Source organism: Leptolinea tardivitalis (genome assembly GCF_001050275.1).
Taxonomy (GTDB): Bacteria; Chloroflexota; Anaerolineae; order Anaerolineales; family Anaerolineaceae; genus Leptolinea; species Leptolinea tardivitalis.
This window is the reverse complement of the sequence record NZ_BBYA01000015.1, coordinates 105,128-130,739: the sequence shown is the minus strand read 5'-3', so window position 1 is coordinate 130,739 and position 25,612 is coordinate 105,128. Positions and strand designations below refer to the sequence as shown.

At 44.8% G+C, this 25,612-nt stretch carries 24 protein-coding genes; 15 read left to right on the top strand and 9 right to left on the bottom strand.

Annotated features, from left to right (window positions below; all coding sequences use genetic code 11):
• Positions 1 to 330: 330 nt before the first annotated feature.
• From LTAR_RS16770 to LTAR_RS16740, 7 genes are all read left to right on the top strand, one after another.
• Positions 331 to 951: an RNA polymerase sigma factor gene (locus LTAR_RS16770; RefSeq protein ID WP_062423463.1), complete on the top strand. Its 621-nt coding sequence runs from the start codon at positions 331 to 333 to the stop codon at positions 949 to 951.
• Positions 948 to 1,829: an anti-sigma factor family protein gene (locus LTAR_RS16765; RefSeq protein ID WP_062423462.1), complete on the top strand. Its 882-nt coding sequence runs from the start codon at positions 948 to 950 to the stop codon at positions 1,827 to 1,829. Before LTAR_RS16770 ends, LTAR_RS16765 begins: the two co-directional genes overlap by 4 nt.
• A 66-nt stretch (positions 1,830 to 1,895) precedes the next feature.
• Positions 1,896 to 2,675 carry an ABC transporter permease subunit gene (locus LTAR_RS16760; RefSeq protein WP_062423461.1) on the top strand — a complete coding sequence of 260 codons (780 nt, stop codon included), beginning with the start codon at positions 1,896 to 1,898 and terminating at the stop codon, positions 2,673 to 2,675.
• Positions 2,676 to 2,692: 17 nt separating this feature from the next.
• Complete coding sequence (locus LTAR_RS16755; RefSeq protein ID WP_062531969.1) at positions 2,693 to 3,472, top strand: ABC transporter permease; 780 nt, start codon at positions 2,693 to 2,695, stop codon at positions 3,470 to 3,472.
• Positions 3,473 to 3,482: 10 nt separating this feature from the next.
• Entirely contained in the window at positions 3,483 to 4,145 is a 663-nt protein-coding gene (locus LTAR_RS16750) for a hypothetical protein (RefSeq protein ID WP_062423459.1), read from the top strand.
• Between the two features lie 29 nt (positions 4,146 to 4,174).
• Positions 4,175 to 5,074 (top strand): ABC transporter ATP-binding protein, encoded by a 900-nt coding sequence (locus LTAR_RS16745; protein ID WP_062423458.1) that lies wholly within the window; start codon positions 4,175 to 4,177, stop codon positions 5,072 to 5,074.
• Between the two features lie 125 nt (positions 5,075 to 5,199).
• Positions 5,200 to 6,300: a GGDEF domain-containing protein gene (locus LTAR_RS16740; protein ID WP_062423457.1), complete on the top strand. Its 1,101-nt coding sequence runs from the start codon at positions 5,200 to 5,202 to the stop codon at positions 6,298 to 6,300.
• 39 nt (positions 6,301 to 6,339) lie between these two features.
• Here the strand turns inward: LTAR_RS16740 and LTAR_RS16735 are convergent, their stop codons facing one another.
• The gene (locus LTAR_RS16735) at positions 6,340 to 7,077 is read right to left on the bottom strand and encodes an NBR1-Ig-like domain-containing protein (RefSeq protein ID WP_062423456.1); all 738 of its coding nucleotides are present in this window, start codon (positions 7,075 to 7,077) and stop codon (positions 6,340 to 6,342) included.
• Between the two features lie 202 nt (positions 7,078 to 7,279).
• Between LTAR_RS16735 and LTAR_RS16730 the strand changes: the two genes are divergently transcribed.
• From LTAR_RS16730 to secF, 6 genes are all read left to right on the top strand, one after another.
• The gene (locus LTAR_RS16730) at positions 7,280 to 7,957 is read left to right on the top strand and encodes a response regulator transcription factor (RefSeq protein WP_062423455.1); all 678 of its coding nucleotides are present in this window, start codon (positions 7,280 to 7,282) and stop codon (positions 7,955 to 7,957) included.
• Positions 7,957 to 9,477 (top strand): sensor histidine kinase, encoded by a 1,521-nt coding sequence (locus tag LTAR_RS16725; RefSeq protein WP_062423454.1) that lies wholly within the window; start codon positions 7,957 to 7,959, stop codon positions 9,475 to 9,477. The genes LTAR_RS16730 and LTAR_RS16725 overlap by 1 nt, the downstream gene beginning before the upstream one ends.
• Positions 9,478 to 9,592: 115 nt before the next feature.
• Positions 9,593 to 11,038: an aspartate kinase gene (locus tag LTAR_RS16720; RefSeq protein WP_062423453.1), complete on the top strand. Its 1,446-nt coding sequence runs from the start codon at positions 9,593 to 9,595 to the stop codon at positions 11,036 to 11,038.
• Between the two features lies 1 nt (position 11,039).
• The gene (asd, locus tag LTAR_RS16715) at positions 11,040 to 12,095 is read left to right on the top strand and encodes an aspartate-semialdehyde dehydrogenase (protein WP_062423452.1); all 1,056 of its coding nucleotides are present in this window, start codon (positions 11,040 to 11,042) and stop codon (positions 12,093 to 12,095) included.
• Positions 12,096 to 12,225: 130 nt separating this feature from the next.
• Positions 12,226 to 13,632 carry a protein translocase subunit SecD gene (gene secD, locus LTAR_RS16710; protein ID WP_062423451.1) on the top strand — a complete coding sequence of 469 codons (1,407 nt, stop codon included), beginning with the start codon at positions 12,226 to 12,228 and terminating at the stop codon, positions 13,630 to 13,632.
• A gap of 11 nt (positions 13,633 to 13,643) precedes the next feature.
• Entirely contained in the window at positions 13,644 to 14,573 is a 930-nt protein-coding gene (gene secF, locus LTAR_RS16705; RefSeq protein ID WP_062423450.1) for a protein translocase subunit SecF, read from the top strand.
• Positions 14,574 to 14,631: 58 nt separating this feature from the next.
• Here the strand turns inward: secF and LTAR_RS16700 are convergent, their stop codons facing one another.
• From LTAR_RS16700 to LTAR_RS16675, 7 genes are all read right to left on the bottom strand, one after another.
• Complete coding sequence (locus tag LTAR_RS16700; RefSeq protein ID WP_062423449.1) at positions 14,632 to 14,949, bottom strand: DMT family transporter; 318 nt, start codon at positions 14,947 to 14,949, stop codon at positions 14,632 to 14,634.
• 47 nt (positions 14,950 to 14,996) lie between these two features.
• Positions 14,997 to 15,695 carry a CDP-alcohol phosphatidyltransferase family protein gene (locus tag LTAR_RS16695; protein ID WP_062531968.1) on the bottom strand — a complete coding sequence of 233 codons (699 nt, stop codon included), beginning with the start codon at positions 15,693 to 15,695 and terminating at the stop codon, positions 14,997 to 14,999.
• Between the two features lie 197 nt (positions 15,696 to 15,892).
• Positions 15,893 to 16,603 carry a hypothetical protein gene (locus LTAR_RS16690; RefSeq protein ID WP_139044619.1) on the bottom strand — a complete coding sequence of 237 codons (711 nt, stop codon included), beginning with the start codon at positions 16,601 to 16,603 and terminating at the stop codon, positions 15,893 to 15,895.
• Positions 16,604 to 16,667: 64 nt separating this feature from the next.
• Positions 16,668 to 16,880 (bottom strand): hypothetical protein, encoded by a 213-nt coding sequence (locus tag LTAR_RS16685; RefSeq protein ID WP_062423446.1) that lies wholly within the window; start codon positions 16,878 to 16,880, stop codon positions 16,668 to 16,670.
• A 12-nt stretch (positions 16,881 to 16,892) separates the two neighbouring features.
• The gene (locus tag LTAR_RS17085) at positions 16,893 to 17,111 is read right to left on the bottom strand and encodes a hypothetical protein (RefSeq protein ID WP_139044618.1); all 219 of its coding nucleotides are present in this window, start codon (positions 17,109 to 17,111) and stop codon (positions 16,893 to 16,895) included.
• A gap of 22 nt (positions 17,112 to 17,133) precedes the next feature.
• The gene (gene ftsZ, locus LTAR_RS16680) at positions 17,134 to 18,357 is read right to left on the bottom strand and encodes a cell division protein FtsZ (protein WP_081420050.1); all 1,224 of its coding nucleotides are present in this window, start codon (positions 18,355 to 18,357) and stop codon (positions 17,134 to 17,136) included.
• A 3-nt stretch (positions 18,358 to 18,360) separates the two neighbouring features.
• A complete protein-coding gene (locus LTAR_RS16675) occupies positions 18,361 to 19,719 on the bottom strand; it encodes a hypothetical protein (RefSeq protein ID WP_062423445.1) in 1,359 nt (452 codons plus the stop codon).
• A 97-nt stretch (positions 19,720 to 19,816) separates the two neighbouring features.
• On the opposite strand from LTAR_RS16675, the gene LTAR_RS16670 reads away from it, so the two are divergent.
• Both LTAR_RS16670 and LTAR_RS16665 read left to right on the top strand, forming a co-directional pair.
• On the top strand, positions 19,817 to 20,698 hold the full coding sequence (locus tag LTAR_RS16670) for an SDR family oxidoreductase (RefSeq protein ID WP_062423444.1): 882 nt from the start codon (positions 19,817 to 19,819) through the stop codon (positions 20,696 to 20,698).
• 17 nt (positions 20,699 to 20,715) lie between these two features.
• A complete protein-coding gene (locus tag LTAR_RS16665) occupies positions 20,716 to 22,143 on the top strand; it encodes a DUF3536 domain-containing protein (protein WP_062423443.1) in 1,428 nt (475 codons plus the stop codon).
• On the opposite strand, the gene LTAR_RS16660 is transcribed toward LTAR_RS16665, so the two are convergent.
• On the bottom strand, positions 22,107 to 25,562 hold the full coding sequence (locus tag LTAR_RS16660) for an alpha-amylase family glycosyl hydrolase (RefSeq protein WP_062423442.1): 3,456 nt from the start codon (positions 25,560 to 25,562) through the stop codon (positions 22,107 to 22,109). The two genes, LTAR_RS16665 and LTAR_RS16660, sit on opposite strands and share 37 nt — an antisense overlap.
• Positions 25,563 to 25,612: the final 50 nt, after the last annotated feature.

Sequence of the window (25,612 nt, the reverse complement as noted above, 5' to 3'; positions counted from 1 at the left end):
TTATCAAACTCTATGACAAAGCGGCTACTCCCTACCAACGAGTTCTCGGTTCTGATCTGATCCCCTTCCAGATCAAAGCCAACCTCACCAATTTGTATGTTCACCTGAATCCAGTTACTCTTCGTAAGTCCATAGATCAGAAGGTTCACCAATTATGTACTTTATCTCGGTAACATCAATTATGAGGCAACGATTACCCTTTGGTTACATTTTCCCGTGAGGCATTACGATTCTCTACTGCTACAATAAATACTGGTTCTCTGAATTTTGAACCTTTTTGCCGTCTTCTGGTACATACATACAGATTAACTGTTTACTCGAAGAGGCAAAATGCTGGCTGGTACGCTCGAAAAAAAACAAGTCGAAAAGAAACATGGCGAAACCCGCGGGCATGTCATTATGAATGATCTTCAAAGCGACATGGCATTAATGCAACGAATATCCAGGCATGATGAAGCTGCGTTCCACCAGCTTTATGAGATGTATGGACAACGGATGTTTGCCTATGCTTACCGATTGACGAATGATCCGATCCTTGCCGAGGATATTATGCAGGATTCCCTGGTCTCCGTTTGGGATTCGGCCAAATCGTATCGAGGTTCGAGCCGGTTATTGACCTGGCTTCTTGGTATAGTCCACCACATCTCTACAAAGTCTTTCAGGCACAGCAACCAATCCATCACCGAAGAAATGGAGAACAGTGTGCCAGACCATTCCCCGATGCCGGAAGAGTGGATGCAATCCAGAGAACGGATAAGAATTCTTCAAGCGGGCATGGAAAAATTATCACCAGACCATCGTGCGGTTCTGGATCTGGTCTTCTATCAAGGATTGAGCCTTAATGAGACAGCTGAGGTGTGTGGTTGCCCGGTTGGTATAGTGAAAAGCCGGCTGAGTTATGCGCGAAATTTTCTGAAAGGTGTTCTTACCCGGCAGGAGGATTTATTATGACCCGACATTACGAGGATTTGATCCCTTTTCTGGTAACCGGGAAGCTTTCCGAAGAAGAATCAGCCTGTGTTCGCCAGCACCTGGAAGTATGTGAAAGCTGTAAGTCCGAGTGGGATCTTTGGCAATTGATGCATTTTCAGGTAAATGAAGCGGATCGAAAAATCCAATCCCCCCCCGAACTAGAGGAAAAAACGTTTATCAAAATCAAGTCCCGTCCTTCCATCAGAAAATCAATTCTCCGGGCTGCCGGATTACTCTGGTCGCAGGCATATCTGGTACGAAGAGAAATGTGGCCTGCCAGCGCAGGAATCATGGCATTAGGAATAATTACAGTTCTCCTCTCAAAAGAAACTGCATTCCTCACATTCATTACACCCCTTGTTGCGGCGGCCAGTCTGGCTGCCATCTATGGACCACAAAATGACCCGGCCAGCGAGCTGACCATGGCAGCACCAATTTCACCGTGGAAAATCCTTCTGGCTCGTTTGACCCTGGTATCTGGATACAACCTTCTTCTGGCTCTCGTCTCGAGTGTTGTTTTACTGGCTGTAATACCAGTCGGCTTACTGGGTACATTAATCCTCTCTTGGCTTGGACCATTGACTCTTCTTTCTGCGCTGGCACTATTTCTCTCACTCTGGATGGGGACAAGTAACGCAGTCACCATTTCATACGGTTTGTGGATCATTCAGTTTATTCATGCACCCCGTTTGCTGGAAGAATATCCGGGTTTTCAGGTATGGGACAACTTTATGGCAAGTTATCGAATTTTCTGGCAATCACCCGGATTATTGATTATTTTGGCTGCCTGTATGGTTTTGATATCACTGGTTTCCATGCGGTATACCGGGGAGCATTCGCTGCAAATACCGGGGTAATCTGATCAGACCTCGATCTCAAATTACAAATAATGGATGGTGTTTCATCCAAAAAAAGGAGTTTTTATGACGCAATTCATAGGTGTGTTCCGTCATGAGTTCAATATGTCAATTCGACGGAAGGGTTTGTGGATTGGGAATGCCATTGTCATAGGTTTGTTTGTGGCTGCAATGCTGTCTCCTCAAAAAACTGGCCCGGATGGATCTTTTAGCGGGAATCCCCCCCTTCAAGAAACCGGTAACATGGTCTACATGTTTAATATGTTGATTCTCCTTGTAGCCGGGATTTTGAGCAGTGACAGGCTTCAGCGGGATTACCGGTTAGGTATAAGGGAACTGCAATCCAGTACAGCCATCAAACCGGGAGTATATCTTGCCGGCAAGTATTTTGGATCAGTTATTTCTACGCTCGTACCATTCTTTGTCACCGTTGTCTTTCTGGGACTGTATGCCGTTTTCAGCGGACGTGCACCCATCGAAGTTTTGAAATGGGTATTACTGGCCTTCATCACAATTGCCATTCCTACGTTTGTTTTTGTGGTGGCATTTTCGCTGGTTTGCCCGTTATTCCTCCCAGTTCGGGTATATCAAATATTGTTTACCGGGTATTGGTTTTGGGGTAATTTTCTAAACGAAAAGGTATTTCCTACCATAAGTGGAACCATATTGAATTCCAGTGGCATCTACTCACTGCAGGGATTTTTCAACGGGACGATCAGCCGCACTGGCGAACCTTTACACACTCCCATCGAGGCTTTACTAAATATAACAGTACTGTTTATTTGTGCCGCTATCGTCCTGTATTCGGGTTACCAGTACATAGCCTGGCAGAATCGCAAGGCATAAAGAAGAGGATTATGAAAATGATTCAATTTAAAAATCTCTTTCTTTATGAATTCAAGATGTCTATCCGGCGGTCAGGATTATGGATTTCTTTCGGAATTGTCTGTGCATTCTTCCTGCTGGGATTGAACACCACATCTGGCGAAGGGTTGATGGATATTTTTTCCGGAAGAGATATGCTTCTCGAAGCTGCTGAGACTGTCTTTACCTTACATATGTTTACCCCTGTGTTGGCAGGTATTCTGGCATCTGACCGGTTGCAGCGCGATTTTCGATATAACTTGCGAGAATTGCAGTCCAGTTCACCGGTGAATACATGGGTCTATTTATTGGCAAAGTTCCTGGGTGTGTGGTCGTCTGTTTTTATCGCCGGGTTAACATGCACATTGGTCCATGGAATTGTGTCGATCATTGTGATGAAACAGCCCGCCATGTTCCTGTTGGCAGAGACTGCTGTATACATTGTGATGATTGCGCCAGCTTATGCATTTGTGATTGCATTTTCACTGGGATGTCCCATAATCATGCCCTTGCGTGTTTATCAGATCCTGTTTACTGGCTACTGGCCATGGGGCAACCTGATCACAGGAAAACTGGTACCGTCGATAAGCGATACGCTTCTAAACGCAAGCGGTATGTTTGCCCTGCAGGGTTTCTTTCATTCCAATCGTTCACCAGTAGGAGCTGCACCCCATAGCTCCATGGAAGCATGGTTGAATTTGATTGTTATTCATGTTTGTATCATTTCCGCTCTTGTTACCACAGAACGTTCTCTCCACTGGCAGCAAAAGCGAATGTAGGAATTTGAAAATGAAACAAGACTCGTTGAAATACACTTTTAAAACTTATCGTCTGGACCACCTTTATCTTCCGGCTGCATTCCTCGCATTGTTCATGATCATCTGCATGTTTCGTCTGGAACCCGATGACCTGTTTGATATGAGCCGGGCCTACCTGGGAGCAGTGATTCCGCTGGTAGGGGGCATAATGGCGTCTTATGCCATTCTTGACGACCCGGCGTTGGAGTTGCGGTTTGGTACTCCGGCCAGGGCAGAACATCTTCTGGTTGAAAGGCTCGGACTGATTTTCCTGATCCAGGTCATGTGTGCCACCATATTCCAGGTGTTTGTAACCACTATAGGAGCCGATCTATCGCCTCTGGGTTCCTTCTGGAGAATCCAACTGGCCTGGTTTATTCCTACTATTTCCCTGATGTCACTGGGATGTCTGGGATCTCTCATTTCTGCGCAAACCATGACTGGTACATTCCTCACCAGCCTGATCTGGTTGATCGAATTGCTAGCCCGCGGTTGGCTGGCATGCAATAGTGGGAAGTACTTTCTTGTGTTCATGGGAGCTCTGATGGCTGATCATCCAGACCTGACCGCCAACCAGATTACTCTGACAGTTCTCACTTTTCTGTTTCTCATCTTTTCATGGCTGTTATTGAGAAAACAGGAACAGTATATCTAGAAGCTTCAATAAATAAAAAAGGAAAAACTATGATCTCCATTAAATCATTATCCAAAACATATAAATCCAACGGACATGTTGTCAATGCGTTGAACCATCTCGATCTAGAGATTGGCGGCGGAATGTTTGGTTTGTTGGGGCCAAACGGTGCTGGTAAGACCACCCTGATGCGTATTTTGGCTGGAATAGTAAATGCCAGCAACGGATCTGTCAAAATCAATGGCAACGATCTCGCTACTGATAATGGCAAGACAGCCGTCAAATCCATCCTGGGCTACCTCCCACAGGAATTGGGGATGTATCCTGAACTAAGCGCCCGTCAGTTCGTGGATTACATGGCCATACTGAAAGGGTTGGATGACCCATCACATCGCAAACTCCAGGTGGATAAGGTGCTGGAAATGGTTGGATTGTTAGCAGAAGCAGATCGAAAGATCAAAGGATTTTCAGGCGGCATGAAACGCAGGGTGGGTATTGCCCAGGCATTGGTCAACAATCCAAAGCTGCTGATCGTGGATGAACCAACAGCCGGACTGGATCCGGAGGAACGCATTCGATTTCGCAATTTATTGGTTACCCTTGCCTCTGACCGCACTGTTCTGTTATCAACACATATTGTTGAAGATATTGGTCAGACTTGCCGTGATCTGGCCGTTCTTTCCCATGGACAAGTATTATTCAGGGGAAGTCCTTCTGAATTGACACAGAACGCCAATGGTCATGTCTGGTTGTATACAACAGATAGCATGGAAAAGCCGAACCATAATTTGACTGTGGTTTCCATGCTGCATCTGACAGAAGGTATCCAATATCGTCTTGTTGGGGAATCGGCAGGAGATTATCCTGATGCCAAACAGGTACAGGCAGGGTTGGAAGATGGATACGTCTGGTTGATGAAGAGTGCCGGACAGTCTGTTGATGCAATGTAATTTTTCCAAACCATTGTGACATCATAAAAGGCCGGGAAACCGGTCTTTTTATGTTTGTTTATGGCAAACTGTTTATGATTGTATTAGACTAATGTAATACAACCAAAAAACACTGAAAAGCACACATGGACAAAGAACCCGATTACAACACTGAGGCGGGTAAAAAAAGACTAGCGTTTGTAATGGAAAAAGCCCTGATAGCCAGTTTCATCGGGCATATATGCTTTATTCCTCTCTTCTGTTGGTTGCGAATTCCTGAAATGGTGGTTGTAAATTTTATCAGTGCAACCTCACTTTTTTTCAGTGTGAGTTTCACTCGAAAGAAAAAATACCTGCCCGCATTTATCATCGGTACAGTAGAAATGATCACGCATGCCATTGTGGCTGTTTATTATGTGGGATGGGTCAGCGGCTTCCATTATTATCTACTCGTTCTGGCACCAATGGTCTTCTTCTGGCCGAATTGGCGGCAAATGACCAAGGTGAGTACCAGTTTGACACTTTACCTTATTTATGGTGGTCTGTATCTGTTTTCACAGAATTATTCACCTGTTTACTCCGTCGAAGCCTGGAAGCTTCAAATGACAACACTTTTCAACGCGCTTGTCGCCTTTTCGACTTTTGCTTCGGTGACATTATATTATCAAAGCAACGTTGAAGCTGCTGAAAGACATCTACGGGAAGCAAATTCTCGTTTGGATGAATTGGCCAATAAAGATCCACTGACGGATCTTCATAACCGGAGAACAATTGTCGAAAGAATAGATGATCAAGAGAATCGTTCACATGATGATGGAAAACAATTCTCCATAATCATGGCTGATATTGATCATTTTAAACTATTTAATGACCGGTATGGTCATCAGTTCGGAGACCTCGTTTTAGTCCAAATTTCAAAATTGCTAAAAAATGCTACCCGCTCAAAAGATGTTGTAGCCCGGTGGGGGGGCGAAGAATTCCTGGTTCTTTTACCGGAGACTGGTGGCATAGAGGCAAAAGAAGTGGCTGAAAGAATGCGGATAGCCATATCATCTTCTCCATTTTATATCGATGATATTGATGTTCAGATTACTATGACATTCGGAGTGGCAGAATGCACAACGAACTTAGGAATAAACGAGTGTATTGACCTGGCAGACAAGGCGCTTTATCAAGGGAAAAAGAATGGCAGAGATCAGGTGATACTACTCGGTCCACCTGAATCTCCAATTGCAGAAAAGAATTAATGATTTGAATCTATGTTGAATTTGTAATAATTGGCCAATTCATTCAACGGTTGCCGTCGGTTCTACCACTATCTCCGAGGTTGATGTTGGGACAGTAGTGGCAGTGGCAGCTGCTACTGTTTGAGTTGGAGTTAACGTAGCTTCTTCTGTGGCTGTTGGGGTCAAAGTGCTGGTTGCGGTACTTGTTGCCACTGTTATTTGAACATAGAGGGTCTGCCCAAAGATCGTTCCAGAGGAATTCTGCAACTTCCAGTAACCTACATAGGTTCCAAGATCAGTGGGTGCAGTCAAGGAGACTGAGATATCCATCTGATTACCTGAAGAGACTACATAGGGTACGGCTGTGGTTTTCCCACCCATTGTTTCACCGCTATTGAAGACAAGCATATACGAAGTATTCCAATTACAGCTACCGGTGTTCTGAACCCGCCATGTTTTTGTAAACGTTTCGCCGGGTGAAACGATTGTTCCATCAGGAATGGTCACATCCCCGATATAAGCTGCATTGTCGCAAACGAGAGAATCTGACACTGAGGTAATTGCCACCTGTGCCAGTGTGGGAATTGACAATGTTTCTTTGGTTGGGATGATTGTAGCGGTATTCTCCGGAGTGATAGTAGAAGTCGGTTTCGAGGCAGATTGAGCGGTGAGCGAGGCAGCTACAGATGTGTAGATTTGAGCGGCCGAAGTTTCAGAGGACTCTTTGTCAATAGAAGAACAGGATTGCAGTGATAACGTCAGAATAATGACAGATAAGATCAAGATTCGATTTTTCATTATTTATTTTCCCGGAGTTTATTTATTGTTGATAACTACTCAAACAATCGCATCATATTATGCGCGGCTGTGCCCTGACCGTGATTTCCCTGAGAATTTCCTGTGAACTATTTCATTTGAATCGAGATCATCCTGGATTTCACAGCAATTTCACAGATGTTTCGTGTATATTCAATGCAAGGTTTGAAAAAAGGAATCAGGTATGTCGAAAATTCTTGTGGTGGATGACGACCAAAAACTCCTCAAAATGTTGACCCGGACTCTCATTTATGAGAATCTGGATGTGATCACCGCGGCCAATGGTGAAGAAGCCCTGAAACAAATAGAGGTACACAAACCCGATTTGCTTATCGTAGACTGGATGATGCCAAAAATGAATGGATTGGACCTTATTCGGCGTCTGCGTGAAGAAGAAAATGAAACAATGGCCCTTATGTTGACCGCAAAGGATGAAATTGAAAATCGGGTGGAAGGTCTGGAGTGTGGAGCTGACGATTATCTGGTTAAGCCATTTGCTCCGGCAGAACTTGTGGCCCGAGTACATGCTTTATTACGTCGAATTGAACCTTCACTAAATAATCAACTGTTGGAATATGCGGGTGTTCGGATTAATTTAAGTACGCATGAAGTTTTTCGGGATGAACAAATATTAAACCTCACGCTGACAGAATTCAATCTGCTTCAACTGTTTTTGAGACATCCGCGTCAGGTTCTTGAAAGGGGGCAAATACTCTCATCCGTATGGGGATATGATTTCGGGGGCGATGATAATGTTCTTGAAATTTATATCGGATACCTTCGAAAAAAACTGGAAACCGGTCAGAAAAGCCGCTTGATCCATACGATTCGTGGTGTGGGTTATGTATTTCGTGAGGAATAATGTCAATACGATTTCGTTTTACCCTTCTTTATAATGCCATTCTGGCCGTTACACTCACGATATTTGGAATGGCTCTCTATACCATCCAATCAAATAGTACTTTGCAAGCTATTAAAAAGGAAATAACCAGAAGCAGTGAAACATTGGGCGCTTCTGTATTACGCACTGTCATGGGGGAAAATGGTTCACAGGCACCTCAGAAAAATCCAGATTCAAATTTATCGACTGCCCCATCGATACCCGCAAATCCGGAGATTTCAAACTCTCAGGGTGAGCCTATACCTCCGGATAATTTTCCTCCCCCCAAACCGTTCTCTTCTTTTTCATCTGACCAGGCATTCCAGAGACTGCCAGAACGTGAAATTGTCCGAGTCGCCGATGCTGATGGGAATCTGGTGGCCAGCCCATACGGCAGAAAAGAAGATGCCCTTCCATTAAGCCAAGACGCATTAGACAGCTTGAAGAATGGGAGAGAGTATTGGGAAACCGCTTCTGTTCAAAATCAGGATATGCTGATCTATGACAGACCTATTACAAAAAATGGACAGGTTCAATACATTTTACAGGTAGCCCGTCCTTTGACGGAACGGAATCATTCTTTGCAAGTGCTTGGAAACACTCTGGTTCTGGCTACCGTTTTTACTCTAGTTATTGCTTTTGGCATTGGATGGGTTTTTTCCGGTATTACATTGCAGCCCATTCAACGGATAACTCGCACAGCCAGAACTATCGGGCAAGAACGTGATTTCTCTAAGAGGGTTGACTATACCGGGCCGCAGGATGAAGTAGGGGAATTGGCAGTAACCTTTAATTCCATGCTTTCCCGTTTACAGGATGCCTATCAAAAAGTAGCCAAATCATTATCGCAGCAGCGTGATTTTGTGGCAGACGTATCTCACGAATTGCGAACCCCGTTGACCACTCTACGTGGGAATCTCGGATTGTTGGTGCGTGTTCCACCAATACCAGAGGAAGAACAGAAGGACATTATCAATGACATGGTAATGGAGAGCGACAGGATGATCAGGCTGGTCAATGAGCTATTGCGACTTGCACATGCTGATGCCGGACGAAACCTTAAAAGAGAACGATTTAATTTGACCCCCCTGGTGGAAGAATGCAGTCGTCAAATTCAGACATTGGATATAACCCGGTCAGTGACATGGAATTGCCCTGATGATTTATGTATTGTGGGTGATAAGGATGCGTTCAGACAGGTTCTCTTGATTCTTCTGGATAATGCGATCAAACATTCATCTGGAAGCATCACAATAACTGGCAGCCGGTCAGGTGAAAAGGTTCTAGTTGAAGTCAGAGATGATGGCGAAGGAATTCCAAAAGAAAAACTGGATAGAGTTTTTGACCGTTTTTTCCGAGCAGATGAGGAAAAATCTTCCAATGGATTCGGCCTTGGTTTGCCCATTGCCCGGTCTTTAGTGGAAGCACAGGGGGGCAATATTCGAATAGAAAGTGCAGAAGGCAAAGGATGTCAGGTGTTTCTTGATTTTATGAATAATTGATTGGTTTAGAACCTATACAAATTCAATCTATTTTAGATTAATGGATTTCTTAACCTTCATTAAATATAGAAATACTGGTATATATGAATGAAACATATATTCCGGGTAATGAATCATGGAAATAACAAAACCGAATAAAGCGTCAGAAATACTGGTAATGAAATTTGGGGGAACTTCAGTCGGATCGCCAGATGCAATGCGCACTGTTGCCGAAATCGTGGAACATGAAAAGAAATACTGGAAAGGTGTGATTCCGGTAGTTTCTGCATTGAACGGCGTAACAAACCTGCTGCTCGAAACAGCTCAAAAAGCGGCTGCAGGAGACAGGTCGGTTATTGATGCCAATTCGCAGGAATTGCGGACCAGGCACCAGACAATGATTGATAGTCTACTTACTACAGAATCTGAAAAGAAGAAACTTACCTGGGAAGTTACCCAGTTGATCAATGAATTTACCAACCTGGTGCAGGCTATGTATGTTCTAGGTGAAGCGTCTCCTCGCGGTATTGATGCTGTTGGCTCTCTGGGGGAACGTATGAGTGCCCGTGTGTTGGCGGCTTTGTTGAATGAACACAAGGTAAAAGCAACGGCTGTAGATTCAACACAGTGCATCGTGACAGATGCCCGCTTTATGTCAGCCAATCCAGATGAAACAGCAACCCGTGAAAAGACCAGATCAACTTTATTGCCTTTGATTGAAAAAGGTACTGTGCCGGTGGTAACTGGCTTTCTTGGTGCAACACCTGATGGGGTGGTGACCACGCTAGGAAGAGGTGGAAGTGATTTCAGTGCGGCACTTCTGGGAGCTGCCATTCCTGCCGGTGAAGTATGGATCTGGACGGACGTGGACGGCGTGATGACGGCTGATCCGCGATTGGTTCCGGATGCGTCGACAATTTCACAACTTTCCTATCGAGAAGTATCGGAACTGGCATATTTTGGTGCGAAGGTGCTGCATCCCAAGACAATTCGTCCAGTTATCGAGAATAATATTCCTTTGCGTGTATGCAACACATTCTCTCCGGAGAAAACCGGAACATGGATTGTATCTGATACGTCTTATCTGACCAAAGGAATTGTCAAGGCGGTCACAGCAATCAGCGATCTTTCCCTGGTAACTGTAGAAGGGACAGGAATGCTGGGTGTTCCCGGTGTGGCAGCCCGGACGTTTGATGCTGTGGCGAAAACAGGTACCAGTGTACCTTTGATCTCTCAAGCCTCTTCAGAACAGTCGATTTGTTTTACTGTTCCCATTGAAGCTGCTGAGCGTGTGAAAAAGGCTCTGGAAAAAGCATTTACCGGTGAAATTCAACGCCGTGATATCGATGGGATATCCATTTCACCAGCCGTCGGGATTGTCTCTGTGGTAGGTGCGGGGATGCGGTATACCCCGGGGGTGGCTGGAAGGATTTTCACAGCTCTGGGTGATGCCCATGTTAATGTCATTGCCATAGCTCAGGGCTCATCTGAAGTTTCCATCAGTCTGGTTGTCTCACAGGAAAGCCTGAAAGAGGCAGTCAGAACATTACATGGTCTTATTAATCTGGAACAGGGTGCATAAAATGAACAAAAAGATACCTGTGGCAATTCTGGGTGCCAACGGCAGTGTTGGACAACGTTTTATTCAATTGCTCGAAAACCATCCCTGGTTTGAAGTTAAATGTCTGACCGGATCCGATCGATCTATAGGGAAGCCATATGCACAAACCTGTCATTGGATTTTACCTGAACGAATGCCGGATGCCGTAAAGGGAATGATCCTGAAGGAAAATGAAGAGGCTGTAAAAGACTGTCAGGTAGCCTTTTCTGCCATGCCAGCTGACCAGGCAAAAGAGGTTGAGGTAGAGCTTGCCGCCAGTGGAATGGCAGTGGTTTCCAATGCTTCATCACACCGCATGGACCCAGATGTGCCGATCCTGCTGCCTGAAGTAAATCCGGATCATACTGCCCTGGTCAATATTCAGCGCAAGAAACATAAATGGAAAGGGTTCATTGTTACCAATCCAAATTGTACAAGTACCGGTATGACCGTTTCGCTGAAACCTCTGCTGGATGCTTTTGGTATTGAGCAGGTGATTGCTGTGTCCCTTCAGGCGCTTTCGGGTGCCGGTTATCCGGGTGTGGCATCAATGGATATCATCGATAATGTCGTTCCATATATCAAGGGTGAAGAAGAAAAAGTTGAATCTGAACCTTTAAAAATGCTGGGGAATTTATCAGATGATCATATTCAAAATGCCGGTTTTGTAATTTCGGCACACACCAACCGTGTAGCTGTAACGGATGGACATACCGTTTGTGTATCCATAAAAACAGGCCGTAACGTCAAACCCGAAGATGCCATCGAAGTGATGAGATCCTATACGTGTCCTGAAATCAGCCGGGAACTGCCGTCCTCTCCGTGGCCGGTGATTGCGGTACACGATGCACCTGATCGCCCCCAACCAAGGCTAGACCGCGCCATTGGTGGTGGAATGACGACATCCGTTGGCCGTATGCGGATCGACCCCATCATGGGATTGAAATATATTGTTCTTTCGCATAATACTGTTCGCGGTGCGGCAGGTGGTGCAGTTTTCAATGCAGAACTTTTGGTTCAGCAGAAATTAATCGACTGATGGTTTCTCTTCATACCTGGATTACTCCAAGATATCCAGGTATGAGATATAATTCTGCGAGTTTTCCCTGTAGCCTTACTACGGGGTATCCTATACCGCTCAGGGAGCACTTCCCGGAGGACGAACCCAAATGGGACGTAATAACATCAACTTAATACTGATCATTGTTTTACTTGCTGCAGTAATTTGGATAGATCTCCCCGGAAACCCGGGAATTCAGATCGGTAATTTCCAACGAAGCCTGCAAACCCAACTCGGTCTTGACCTGCGCGGTGGTCTGCGCGTTCTGCTTGAGGCTGACATGCCGGCTGAAACACAAATCACTGTAGACGAAATGAATGATGCCAAGAAGATTTTGGAAAGTCGTGCCAATGGACTTGGTGTCAGCGAAGTTGTTTTCCAGGTTGCCGGAAATCGCCGTATCGTTGGCGAATTCCCGGGGTTGACCAACACCAGTCAGGTGGTTCAAACCTTGAAACAGGTCGGTCAATTGGCTTTTGTTCCCATGGGAACAAAGCCGGTTCCAGAAGGAACAACAATCAAAATTGACTATACCCAGGTTGGAACCAAAACTGGAACGATTCCTGAAAATAAACTGCCTGAAACTACAACGACTGGCACAACCGCAACACCTGCTGCAGATGGTACGTCTACGACACCGGAAATGGTATACGTACCTCTAATGACGGGTGCTGACCTTGATACCGTATCCGTCGGCCGAAATAACGTAGGCAAATATTCCGTCGACTTCAAGCTCAAGGAAACCGCCACGAAAATTTTCGGCGATTACACCAAAAGTCACATTGGAGATACCCTGGCCATTGTTCTGGATAATAAAGTCATCTCCATTCCTCAAATTCAATCCGCCATTACAGAAGGCCAGGGACAGATTTCTGGTAATTACACTGTGGATACTGCCAATGATCTGATGGTTCAGCTTAAGTATGGTTCACTGCCCATTCCATTCAAAGTGGCAACCAGCCAGGCTGTAGGGGCTACTCTTGGACAAGATTCCATTAATAAATCCATCACAGCCGGCATCATTGGTTTAATCCTGGTCGTTCTATTTATGATCTTTTCATACCGGTTACCTGGTCTATTGGCCAGTTTAGCGTTGGCTTTCTATGCGGCACTGACGCTGGCACTTTACAAGCTCATTCCGGTAACCCTCACTCTCCCCGGTATTGCCGGTTTCATTTTGAGTATTGGTGTGGCTGTTGATGCAAATATTTTGATCTTCGAACGTATGAAGGAAGAATTGCGGGCAGGCCGCACACTACGGCAGGCTATTGATCTTGGCTGGTCTCGCGCCTGGACTTCCATTCGTGATTCCAACATTACCACATTGATCTCATGCGTCATTCTGTTCTGGTTTGGTAATACATTTGGCGCAAGTATGGTAAAAGGGTTTGCATTCAACCTGGCGCTGGGTGTTCTTGTGAGCCTGTTCACGGCCATCATTGTTACCCGCACATTCCTGCATGTAACATTAGACAGCCTCAAATTCACTGAACATCCCCGCTGGTTTGGTTTATAGGAGTTGATCGAATGGATCTCATCAAACATCGATATCTATATTTTCTAATCTCGCTGATCGTAATTATCCCGGGCATTATTGCCATGGTGTTATGGGGATTACCTCTGGCTATTGATTTCACTGGCGGGTCTATGTTGGAGGTTAAGTTTGATGCTGGAAAAGCACCAAAACCTGCTGATGTGATCAAGGTATATGAATCCCTGAATATTTCTGATCCGCAGGTACAGTCATCGGAGAATGATACTCTCATTATCCGATCGAAATATATCACCGAAGAAATCAAAGACCAGGTTGTGGCTGCACTTGAGTCAAAGTTCAATAGCAAAGTGGAAGTCTCCCGCTTTGATACGGTAGGTCCATCTGTTGGTGGTGAAGTGGCCAACCGTGCGGCTATCACCGTAGGTCTGGCAGCCATTGGCATTCTTTCCTATATTACATGGGCTTTCCGCAAGATTCCACAGAGTTATCGCTATGGCATTGCCGCCATCATCGCCATGATCCACGATATTCTCGTGGTGGTCGGTTTGGAAGCTATTTTTGGTCATTTCCTGGGTTGGGAGGTCGACTCGCTATTCTTGACAGCCCTCCTTACGGTGATTGGTTTCTCGGTGCATGATACCGTCGTTGTATTTGACCGTATTCGCGAAAATTCCCTGATCCACAGAAATGTAACCTACGAGAAGGTAGTGAATCATTCACTCGTACAGACCCTCGGACGCTCATTGAAAACGCAGTTCACTGTAATGTTGACCCTGCTCGCTCTGGTGATGTTCGGTGGTGTCACAATCTTCCACTTCTCCATTGTCCTGTTGATCGGTATTTTCTCCGGAACCTATTCCTCTATTTTCAATGCTGCCCCAATTCTGGTTGTATGGGAAAATCGGGAATGGAACGATTGGTTCAAGCCGAAGAAACAGGCTGATCAGACGACCCCCGCCTGATTATTTCGCAAAATCTATTGAAAAAAACGTCCGGTCTCCGAAAGGGACCGGACGTTTTCTATGGTCGCAAATTAAGGCCTACAACTCCAAGAATAATCAATATGATCGAAACGATCCGCAAAGCTGTTGCCGGTTCATGAAACCAGAGAATTCCAATCAATGCAATAGCGGCCGTACCCAAGCCTGACCAGACTGCATAGACAAGAGATAAATCCATTCGGCGAATTACAAGATTCATCATAGTTAATCCGCAGCCATAGAATATGAACATCAGAAGGGTGGGAAGTAGACGGGTAAATCCTCTAGACAACTTCATTGAAGTTGTCCCGGCTACTTCAAAGGCAATAGCAACGATCAGCAACGCCCAATTCAGCATACCGAACGATTTTCCTTACAAAGAACCATTTTCTTTGAGAATATGAATCAGGATTGTTTTGAAAATTGCAAATATAATGCGGAGAAGAGATAGTATATAGGACCAATCAAAGAAATCCACACCAGACGGATATCCAGATTGTTAAGATTTACCACAATTATTCCGAGAAAGACAAGATACATAAAACTGAGAACATACGATGATCTTCGCAAAACCGGCGAAGAATAACTCAAAAACTTGACTGGAACGAATATAAAGGCCGAAAACAGTAACATAACCAGGGCATTTACCGGTACCGGCCAATTAAAGAAATAGAGATAGAACACTAAAACGTTCCAAAAATTAGGAAAACCTGTAAAAAAACCATCTGATGTTTTTGCACCGGTCTGACAAAAACCATAAATTGACGTGATCAACACAATGACCAGAACGACCAGCCACGAATCTGTGATTAAACCGAATTTATAGGTAAATGCCACCGGCAGGAAAGTATAATTCAAATAATCTGTAATATCATCCAGTTTGCGGCCATCCAATTGGGAAGCCCATTTTTTTACATTCCACCGGCGGGCGAAATAACCATCTGTAGAATCAATAAACAGAGATATACCTTGAAAAATAAAAAATAATTTGACATTACCTGAGAAGATAGCCAGTAATGAAAAGAACGCAGTTGCCAAACCAAGACTGGTATAAAAGTGAACTGACCAGGCTCGGAAATTCAAAAACCATTGATTTTTGCCCATATAATAAAAGAAACCTTTTACAAAAGATATAAGCAAACCGATATTTATTATAAAACATCTCCGTCAGACTGTGAGAAAGAGAATCAAGTTAAGAGTTTGCTAAGAAAGTATTTCAGGTATTGTAAATAATAAGAATGCTGGTAAACTATATTTAGACGAACATCTGGGTGCCCCCCTCACCCAGGTGTTCGTTCTTCTTATGGTAAGGGGACCATCTCACATTGTGGGGGAATAGCCGTTGTAAGAAAATTGATATTATCCATTACCTGTGACATAGGTAATGAGACGTTAATATGATCTGGTAGAAAGCGTGACCAGGGAAATTCTGAAATGCCTTTTTCTGATATTTGCGGAAACGTATTGCACATTCCACGTAAGATTTGACCATACTCTGTCATGGAGTGATTTTCCAATGCCAGATGTTGATTTATATCTTTCCCCGAAAACCAATTGATAAACGCTGCCGCCCCCATTTGATCAAGAACTACATATCCATTTGATTTTATATGGAATTTTCTCAGTGAATTTATAAAATCGGCAGAAGGATTACGATCTTTATCAAGTGAAAATTCTTTTAAAAGATGATTGTTGGGGTTATCTACCAGAGCAGGCGAGGCAATTGGCGTAAATCCGAGTCTGGGTTGGCTGCCGGGAGTCAGATAAACAAACCAGATGGATAATAATTGAGGTTGATCATCCGTCAGATCAGTTACCTCAAGCAATGTAATCACCCGAGCTTCGGATTTATCCATTGTTTTAGGAAAAATAGTTTTATTTGCATTCTGTGAAATAACTAATGTAGTTCCCAGCCAGTACCCGATGATGACTGTAACAAGAAATATTGCGACGAAAACCCAAATTGTGGGTTTCAGAAATCCTTTTTTTAACATTTCAGTGGATTTATTCAAAAATCCACCATTTTTTATCTCATCGGTTTCAGGTGGTGAACATTGCATTATTTTGCCTTTTTTCTCAATAAGCCGCAGAAAGAATACTTAATATCAATCCAGTTAACAGGCCGAACACACCGGCTCCAATACACCAAAGAAGTGTAGATTCAATATCAGGTTTATGAACAATTTCATATCCCTTCTTTACAAGGACCTGGAATATATGTGATTCTGATAATGCTGGAGTTATACGGTCCCAAAAGAGAATCTCTACTTTATTCAGGAGAGCATCCATGCTGACCATCCTTTATCTAGAAGAGGATATTTTGATGATCTTTCCGGTTTCATCGGCAACGACACGGATCGTTCTGGGAATCGGTTTGCCGTTGACGCCAAATGCCGTACCGGTAAAGATCAGTAAATACTTTCCAGCGTCCTGTTCAGTCACTTTAGGTTGAGTATTGCGTACCTCTGGATGACGTGAATATACCTGGGCACAAATCTTATTGAGAATTGATTTGTCCATTAGGAAAAATCCTTTCTTTCCGTTATCTCATTCTCCTGCGAATAAAAGCAGGAACATCAAGATTATTTGAAACGCCGGTGTATTCCATTACTTCCATGCGTTCAGGAGCTTCCTGCTGCAATTGTTGAATATCTTCAGGCTCGGAGAGCGGAATGAAAGGAGGTTGGCCAGTTCGAATTTCCTGCGGTGCAGCCGGAGAAGTAGCTCTGGCTGGCGGGGTTGCCGCGATGCCCTGCAGGGTCTGTAATACAGTGCCTGAAACCGGTGTCGAACCGATGCCGGTAATGATCAGGATAACTTGAACTCGATCATGCATCTGCGGTGCATTTATGATACCCGGGATAATATTGGCACGCTTATTTGTACGGCGTTGCAGACTTTCCATGGCATCTGCCACTTCCAGGAAGGTGAGATCATTTCCACCGGTGAAATTGACGATAATTCCAGTAGCCTGATCAAGTGGAACTGAGTCAAGAAGTGGGTGATGCAATGCACGTTCCACTGCCTGATGAGCCTTTTCCTCGCCTTCACCCTGACCGATGGCCAGCAAAGCCCCGCCACCAGATTGGATCATCTGACGAACATGGGCAAAATCCACATTTATTACACCTGGTTGTAACACAAGTTCGCTGATACCCTGGATACCCTGACGCAAAACATCATCTGCCAGGCGGAAAGCCATTTCAAGAGGAAGGTCGTGGGGAGCAATTTGAAGCAACCGATCGTTGGGAACTGTTATTAATGTATCGGTAAACTGGCGAAGCTTGGCCAAACCTTCACGGGCATTAACCTGCCGCCGTCCTGCTTCAAAGGAAAACGGCAAACTTACAATGGCGATGGTCACTGCGCCAATAGCCTGAGCCACACGGGCAACGATGCTGGCAGCTCCCGTACCTGTACCGCCGCCCATACCGGCAGCAATAAAGACCATATCTGCACCATAAAGTGCAGCATGAATTTCTTTGGCACTTTCTTCTGCCGCAGATTCACCCACCTGGGGTTTTCCGCCGGCACCCAGACCGCGAGTCAGGTTAGGACCCAATTGAATTTTTACAGGAGCCAGGGAACTTTTGAGAGCCTGACCATCCGTGTTGGCAGCAATAAAATCAATGCCTTCGATGCCTAATTCGATCATTCGATTAATGGCATTGCTGCCACCGCCACCGATTCCGACTACTTTCAAGACAGGTTTACGGGTTTCAAAGGCTGGTTGGCTGTTATCTGTATTATTTACAGTCTCAATCATAGGTCACCTCTCTTGAAGTTGTGTTGCAATACTTGTGCCGTCGCCGGATATCCGTTCAACCTGGCAGCCGGCATTCCGTAGCAAGTCCAGTTGTTCATCTGAAAAGGACTGGGTATTCCCAATTACTGTAACTTTTACTGCCAATGATGCTTGCTCCAGGGAAAAACCTATGGTTGGGCGGTATTTTTTCACAAATGGTCTGATCACATCCAGATGCCAATCAGCCACTCCCCATTCATAGCTGGGCAAGAGAAGATAATGCTCAATGGGGTGATCTTTGGCTGTATCAACAGATTTCACGTTTTCAGGCGGCATTTCTGCCCGTAGTGTTTTAGACTGGTTGGATTTTCCCTTGATTTCATTGACAATTTGCCGGGTGGATCCATCAGGACGGAACCAGGCATCTGCAGCGTGTTCGCTGCCGGTTTCATCCGTCAAAAGCCAAAAATTGGCTGCCAGAACAGAATTACTTAACGGTTCCAGTGGATTGGTTGGATTTTCAGGGTCAGATGCCGGCTCACCACGTAATAATTGTGTGATGGCCAGACAAATATCTGTATGTTTTTCGTCAGGCCAATCTTTATGGACAGGTGATTGTGGTTCATGTGGAACACCAACACCCATCATGATAATGGGAACGTTTTTGTGTACAATTTCAGATGCAACGGCCATGTACCACTCATATGCTCTGAAACCCATTTGATCTTCTTCACCGGGTGGAGTGAAATAGGGACGTGCATCAGGCCAGCGTTCAGGACCACCAGCTCCCCAATTCAGTGATTTATTATGTGTCCAACCGTAGGCTGTCAGAACAAGGTTATCCAAAAGATCGGCGCGGTTTCTTCGTGCCAATGATTGCAGCGCCAGTGATAAAAAGGCCGTGTCCCAGAAATTCCCCCCTGGTTCGAGAGCGGGAAATAACGGAACAATATCACATTCAATTGCCAGACTGGCCAGAGGTATATACCGGTCCAGGAAGCGTTCAACCAGACCATTTTGGGCCCATTCAGAAACCGGCCATGAGCTGCGAGAATTGGGACGATCAAAGAAAGAGACCGTATGAACTCCCCAACGGGAATATGCCTGAAGGAGAGTGCGCATATCCGTCGTTTCGAGCCTTTTTTCCAATCCCTGAGTGAATTGAACGACAGGTTCAATCTGTGCATCTTTCAACGCAGAAAAGAAAGCTTCGGGTATTGCCCGGTCTGATTCACTGATGAGAACGAGCCAACCAGCTCCCAGTGAATCAAGCTGAGGAATCCAAATTTCTGCGTCTTTTTCACTGTAATGCAGCGAATTGGGATAATAATGGAAGCCCAATCTCGACCGTTTTGTATTGACCAATTCTTCAAGTGCTTTCATTTGCCATTACCTGATATCAAGGAATGTTGCGATACATCTTGCAAGAACTATGCCGATGAATCCAGAAGGTGATAAAGGTCTGCTATAATCTTGCCCTGTGATTCTTGTTACTGGCGGAACCGGTTTTATCGGTCAACATCTCGTTCGACAGCTCATAATGCAGGGCTACGAGGTGAGATTATTACTGCGTCCTTCACCAAAATCTCCAAATTTACCGACTGGTTTACCGGTTCAGGTTGCCGTATCCAGCCTCAATGATTCGCGTGGATTGCGGGCGGCATTAAAAGGTATCAACACAGTCATTCATCTCGCAGGGACGGAAGCTCTGGGAGTAAAGTCAGATCTTGATGGTGTGGATATTGATGGCACCCGGGCACTTACTGAAGCATCAAGAGAAGCTGGAATCGACCGTTTTTTTTATATGAGTCATTTGGGTGCAGACAAGGCTTCGGCGTTTCCCGTCTTCAAAGCCAAAGCGATTGCTGAAAATTTGATTATCCACAGTGGTGTACCCTATACGATTTTTCGATCGGCTGTTGTTTACGGCCCAAACGATCACTTCACCAATGATTTCGCGAGAATTATTGAAATATCTCCGAGTGTTTTACTAATCCCTGGTGATGGTTCTAACTTATTGCAGCCAATCTGGATTCAAGATCTGGTTACCTGTTTGATTATTGCATTGGAAAATCCTGATAGTCTGGGGCAGACATATCAAATTGGGGGAGGGGAAACACTTTCATTTTTATCAATAATCCAGATAATTATGGATAGGATTGATTTGCACAGGCGGATTATTCCCATCATGCCCGGGTATTTACGGGTACTTTCGGTCTGGTTGGAACAAAGCCGTCGATTTCCAATTTCAACTTATTGGATAGATTATCTGGCAGTAGACCGAACCTGTCCATTGGACTCGCTTTCACGCAACTTCAATCTGATTCCGGCACGATTTCATCAATCATTAGATTATCTGTAATCATAGATCGGAATACTATGTCGTTATCCGCTTTTTGTGTTCATGGACATTTTTATCAACCTCCTAGGGAAGATCCTCTGACTGGAATTATTCCCAAAGAGGAGGGTGCATATCCATATGACAACTGGAATGCGCGTATCCATGACCAATGTTATAAACCAAATGCGGATCTGGGTAATTTTTCGAGAATCAGTTTCAACCTGGGGCCGACTGTGCTGGAATGGATGCAAACTGCTGATCCTGAAACACTGGCACGCATCATCCAGCAGGAACGCGATATGTATGATGCCACCGGAATACCGAACGGCATGGCTCAAGCATACAATCACACGATTCTTCCACTGGCAACTAAACGGGATAAACGTACGCAAATCCACTGGGGAATGTATGAATTCCAGGCTCGCTTTGGACATCCTGCCGAAGGCCTGTGGCTGCCAGAGGCAGCAGTGGATACTGAGACACTACGAGTTGCCTGTAGTTGCGGGGTTAAATATGTGATTCTGGCCCCATGGCAATGTGCAGATCATGGGAAAGATTTAAACCAACCGGGATGGGTGGAATTGGGTCAGGGAAAACGGATGGTTGTCTTTTTTTATAACCAGGTTCTTTCAACCCGTGTCAGTTTTGATCCGGGAGCTACCCGGAATGCTGATGAATTCATGGTTAATGCCATTTTGCCTGAATTTCAAAATGGGTTGGGAGTTCCCCGTGATAAATTCTTAATCATTGCCTCTGATGGTGAATTGTATGGACATCACCAACGGTTTCGAGACCAATTCCTTGCCCGACTAACGACAGCGTCTTACATTGGAAAACCTGTCAGGCAAATGCTTCCAGCCGAATGGCTTCAGGAAAACCTCCCCACTCAGGATATGACTATTGTTGAAAACTCATCATGGAGCTGCCATCATGGTGTCATCCGATGGAGTGATGATTGCGGATGCACACCTGGTAGTCATTGGAAGGCTCCATTGCGAGTGGCTCTTAATCGTGTAGCTCAGGAAGTTGATTTGGTGTTTGAACGTACGTTGGATGGATATGGATTGGATCCATATGCCTTACGCGATAATTACATCGAAGTATTATTAGGGCAAATTCCACTGGATGAGTTTATTCGTTCTCATGCAAAATCTTCCTGCAGTAAAGAAATGCTCAGGAATATTGCTTTTTTATTAAAAGCCCAGTATGAACGACAGCGCATGTTTACATCATGCGGATGGTTCTTTGATGATTTTGATCGGATTGAACCGCGCAATAATGTGAAATATGCAGCACAGGCTGTCTGGTTAACCCGGCAAGTCAAACCGGATCTTGATCTTGATGGTATTCTTTCCGATCTTAAAAAAGTTGTCAGTACAAGATCCAATTTACGCGCAGATCAAGTTTTCAAAAAGCATATTCAATCTGCTCAGGCTGCCTGGGCAGGCGTGCCTTCCAAAGATTGAAGCAATTTCTCCACTTGATACTCTGATCCTTTACCGGCGGTCTCCAGATCGGTGAGAATTTCTTTGACGAAAACGAGACGTTCATACTGTAAGGATGGATCTGTTGCATCGGGTTCAAAAACGACAGAAGCCAGAAGGCAATTTAAGAAATCTTCATAACCTTCTTTTGAGTACCAGAGAATTTCCTGATATCGGTTCATCTGTAACAAATGTTGAATATCAGGATTTGATAAAGCAGATTGCATTAACTGGTATGGATTCTGATTTTCCGGATTATCTGTCCATTTTTGCAGGGAAATTAGAACACGGACCATCTTTACGATATGTATGGCTTCCTGTCGGGTCATACCCATACCGTTGATTGTGTTTTCCACAAAACGGCCGGCTTTCCATTCATCAAAAAGACTAATGCTGTTGTTGGCGATATCGTTCGGATCAACAATTCGACCTAATGGAGAAATAAAGGAGAAAATTATGGTCGCAAGCCGCAGACAGGAGTTCTTTTGAAGGATGACGGACATTTTCTTTCGAATATCTGCCCCGGGAGCAGCTTTAACTGGTGGATTTGCACCTAATACAAAAAGTAATTCAATCAACCGGGCAGTCTCCTCAATCACTTCATCCACATCCTGAGCTGACGGTCTTAGGCTGATAGCTCCTTTGAGGAGTTGTCTCATTTTTCCACGGGTTTCATCTTTGATTGCCAGAATATCTGCAGAAGGTTTTAGAATTTGTGAATTCAGGTAGCTGATATAACCGGGATTAAGGATTTCTCCCATTGGCTGCAAGACGACTTTCAATAAAAGGTCTTGAATACAGTCTTGAATTGAAGGGACACCTTCGCCATGGAGCATATCGCATAATTGTTGATAAAGATGCGAGGCGTCATCTTCTACCTGACGGAAATCAGTAAAAACGTTACAGGTATAAGCATGAAGCTGAAGGAATAGACCCTGATCACGCAATTCTATTGATGGGCGGATAAATTCCAGACCGCTGTTTTGTTCTCTGAAGATAATATACCGATTTTCTCCCACATGAAAGTTCAATCCATCCACAAGGGAGATCTGAGCCAGATGGCGATGACCATCAGGACTGCGTTTGGTAAAGGCACAGGAGGTTTTAATCCAGCCAGAGGTTTCGCCATACCGGTTATGGTAAGCCACCAACACCCGGTCATTTCCCAGCCCATTGGTGAATGTGATTACATTTTCATCCACAGAACCTTGATTGCTATAGAAATCGTACAGATAAAAATTCTCAATTCCGGCGAACAGAGCTCGTTTTCGAACAATTGGAAAGATTTCATGCTCATGCCGATCGATTAGAGCCTGATCAGGTTTCTCATCATAATAGGCGCGTTTGTATTCCATACCGTATTTTTCGGTATATCCCTCAATTTGGCCGTGCCCAAACATAGGCAACCCGGGGAGAGTGGCCATTAATGTGCAAACACCAAAATACTTGTCACCCTTGCCAAACTGATCTACGGCCGTACGTTCATCTGGATTGGATATGAAATTGACATACCGGCGAAGTATTTCCGGGTCATATTCCAGCGTATTTTTTATTAACTGACGGAACTTGGCATTCTCTTCATCACGCAACATGTTCATGAAAGCACTGTTGTAGACTCGATGCATACCCAGTGTGCGCACAAAGTACCCTTCCATCAGCCAGAAGGCTTCAGCCAGGAGGAGCGTATCTGGAGCTTCTTTTGCCACACGGTCTACCACTTCTCGCCAGAATTCATGCGGCATGGCAGCGAGGAATGCTTCTCGGGGCAGGCCGTGTTCCGCTCTTGAAGGGATATCGCCGCCGGAACCGGGTTCCGGAAACCATAGACGCTGGAAATGCCGACGGGCCAAAGTCATAGCCGCATCGAACCGAATGATCGGGAATTTCCGGGCGACATCCAGAATGGTTTGGATCACTGCTTCTCGAACTTCAGGATTTAAGTAGTTCAATTGGGCTGTGTCATTCCAGGGCATACTGGTTCCATCATTGCCGTGGTAGATAAAGCGCGTATCTCCATTGGTTCGGTCAATGCGACGGAAAACTACGGCTGCATCTGTGCGGTTGTAATAATGGTCATCAATCTTGATTTCAATTCGGGGATCAGGTGATAAATCGGGCCCATTAAAAGAATAGGATGGGAATGGGCTATATGGCAGAGATAGGAAACGGTCAGGATTATTAATCACCCAATCGCTATCAATGGCCATATGGTTGGGAACCATATCGCTGGCCAGGCGGATGCCTCGCTGCCAGGCACGATTTCTGAGGTTCTCATACGCTTCATAACCTCCGATTTCGTTAGCTATTTCATATCTAGACAGGGAATAGGCAGAAGAAACAGCATCTGGATTACCGCACATCTGTTTGATACGGGCTGAAGCTGTACTGCGCTCCCAAAGACCAATCAGCCATAAACCTGTAAATCCACGGCTTGCCAGTAGATCCAATTCTTCGTCAGGAATTTCATCGAGCCGTGAAATCGGTCTATCGTATTTCTTACTGAGCTGATCCAACCAGACCAGGGTGTTCTTTGCCAAAAGAACAAGCCGGGGCATCCATTCACGGTCAGCAGAATATTGCTCATGTTCACTCTCTAATAAACCGTGTGCATAAACCGGTACCTGGGTTGGACCGGGGCCGGTGAAACTGAGTTTCTCTTCTTCTCGTAAGAAGTCGAGACTACTGAGAAGTCTGAAGAGAAATTTCCCCAGCAGAATTCCCCAGTGAGTGCGAATAAAATCCAACTGGCCTGGTAGAGAATTGGGTACGGCCAGAGCCGGACTGCGGAACATATCTATCAAATTTTGGTTTTCTGGACCAAAATGCGGTTGTGTTTCAAAAAATGCATAGATGGAATCAAGCATGAGTCCATATTTTGTCTGCGTCAGTAGATTTTTCTCGTCAAACAATTCCTGGAACGCCGAGACTGCTGCCGGATTCTTGTTGGTTACCCACAGAAGGATGATCTCTTCGAGAGTATTCAGGCGATTGGAAACACCTTCTGTACTGCCAGAAAGATATGTCTCGATATCGATCTTTTTTGTATAGACATCTAATGGTGGAAATTCATGGCAGAATTCTAAAAATAAATGATCAACAGCCGGTTTGCCAAAATTTTCTTCCAGATGAGAGTAAAGACCCTGCATTACCTGTGGGTTTTTCTGGTCTCGATATGTTTTGAAAACGTAATGCAAGATTTCATCAATCAGACCGAGCGCATTTATTTGCCCGGCTTTAACAGCTTTTTCAGGATAATGGACCACATCCCGTTTTGAATTCATCTTTTGTGCAAACAAACGGGCGGCGTGAAAATTGGCAAAGATAATATTACCGTTCAGGGTAAAGAGGGATTCATCAAACTGGTAACGGTCGCGAGCCGTACGAGAAACATGAAATTCCATTGTTAATGGGTCCTCCCCGGAATGCTGCAAAGTATAGAGTAATTATATGT

Excerpts from the sequence above, each read along its gene's own strand:
- LTAR_RS16770 (WP_062423463.1), top strand. The coding sequence starts at position 331 with ATGCTGGCTGGTACGCTCGAAAAAAAACAAGTCGAAAAGAAACATGGC.
- secD (WP_062423451.1), top strand. The coding sequence starts at position 12,226 with ATGGGACGTAATAACATCAACTTAATACTGATCATTGTTTTACTTGCT.
- LTAR_RS16660 (WP_062423442.1), bottom strand. The coding sequence starts at position 25,562 with ATGGAATTTCATGTTTCTCGTACGGCTCGCGACCGTTACCAGTTTGAT.
- LTAR_RS16755 (WP_062531969.1), top strand. The coding sequence starts at position 2,693 with ATGATTCAATTTAAAAATCTCTTTCTTTATGAATTCAAGATGTCTATC.
- LTAR_RS17085 (WP_139044618.1), bottom strand. The coding sequence starts at position 17,111 with ATGGACAAATCAATTCTCAATAAGATTTGTGCCCAGGTATATTCACGT.
- asd (WP_062423452.1), top strand. The coding sequence starts at position 11,040 with ATGAACAAAAAGATACCTGTGGCAATTCTGGGTGCCAACGGCAGTGTT.
- LTAR_RS16745 (WP_062423458.1), top strand. The coding sequence starts at position 4,175 with ATGATCTCCATTAAATCATTATCCAAAACATATAAATCCAACGGACAT.
- LTAR_RS16665 (WP_062423443.1), top strand. The coding sequence starts at position 20,716 with ATGTCGTTATCCGCTTTTTGTGTTCATGGACATTTTTATCAACCTCCT.
- LTAR_RS16695 (WP_062531968.1), bottom strand. The coding sequence starts at position 15,695 with ATGGGCAAAAATCAATGGTTTTTGAATTTCCGAGCCTGGTCAGTTCAC.
- secF (WP_062423450.1), top strand. The coding sequence starts at position 13,644 with ATGGATCTCATCAAACATCGATATCTATATTTTCTAATCTCGCTGATC.
- LTAR_RS16730 (WP_062423455.1), top strand. The coding sequence starts at position 7,280 with ATGTCGAAAATTCTTGTGGTGGATGACGACCAAAAACTCCTCAAAATG.
- LTAR_RS16725 (WP_062423454.1), top strand. The coding sequence starts at position 7,957 with ATGTCAATACGATTTCGTTTTACCCTTCTTTATAATGCCATTCTGGCC.
- LTAR_RS16700 (WP_062423449.1), bottom strand. The coding sequence starts at position 14,949 with ATGCTGAATTGGGCGTTGCTGATCGTTGCTATTGCCTTTGAAGTAGCC.
- LTAR_RS16750 (WP_062423459.1), top strand. The coding sequence starts at position 3,483 with ATGAAACAAGACTCGTTGAAATACACTTTTAAAACTTATCGTCTGGAC.
- LTAR_RS16685 (WP_062423446.1), bottom strand. The coding sequence starts at position 16,880 with ATGGATGCTCTCCTGAATAAAGTAGAGATTCTCTTTTGGGACCGTATA.
- LTAR_RS16765 (WP_062423462.1), top strand. The coding sequence starts at position 948 with ATGACCCGACATTACGAGGATTTGATCCCTTTTCTGGTAACCGGGAAG.
- LTAR_RS16675 (WP_062423445.1), bottom strand. The coding sequence starts at position 19,719 with ATGAAAGCACTTGAAGAATTGGTCAATACAAAACGGTCGAGATTGGGC.
- LTAR_RS16720 (WP_062423453.1), top strand. The coding sequence starts at position 9,593 with ATGGAAATAACAAAACCGAATAAAGCGTCAGAAATACTGGTAATGAAA.
- ftsZ (WP_081420050.1), bottom strand. The coding sequence starts at position 18,357 with ATGATTGAGACTGTAAATAATACAGATAACAGCCAACCAGCCTTTGAA.
- LTAR_RS16735 (WP_062423456.1), bottom strand. The coding sequence starts at position 7,077 with ATGAAAAATCGAATCTTGATCTTATCTGTCATTATTCTGACGTTATCA.
- LTAR_RS16760 (WP_062423461.1), top strand. The coding sequence starts at position 1,896 with ATGACGCAATTCATAGGTGTGTTCCGTCATGAGTTCAATATGTCAATT.
- LTAR_RS16740 (WP_062423457.1), top strand. The coding sequence starts at position 5,200 with ATGGACAAAGAACCCGATTACAACACTGAGGCGGGTAAAAAAAGACTA.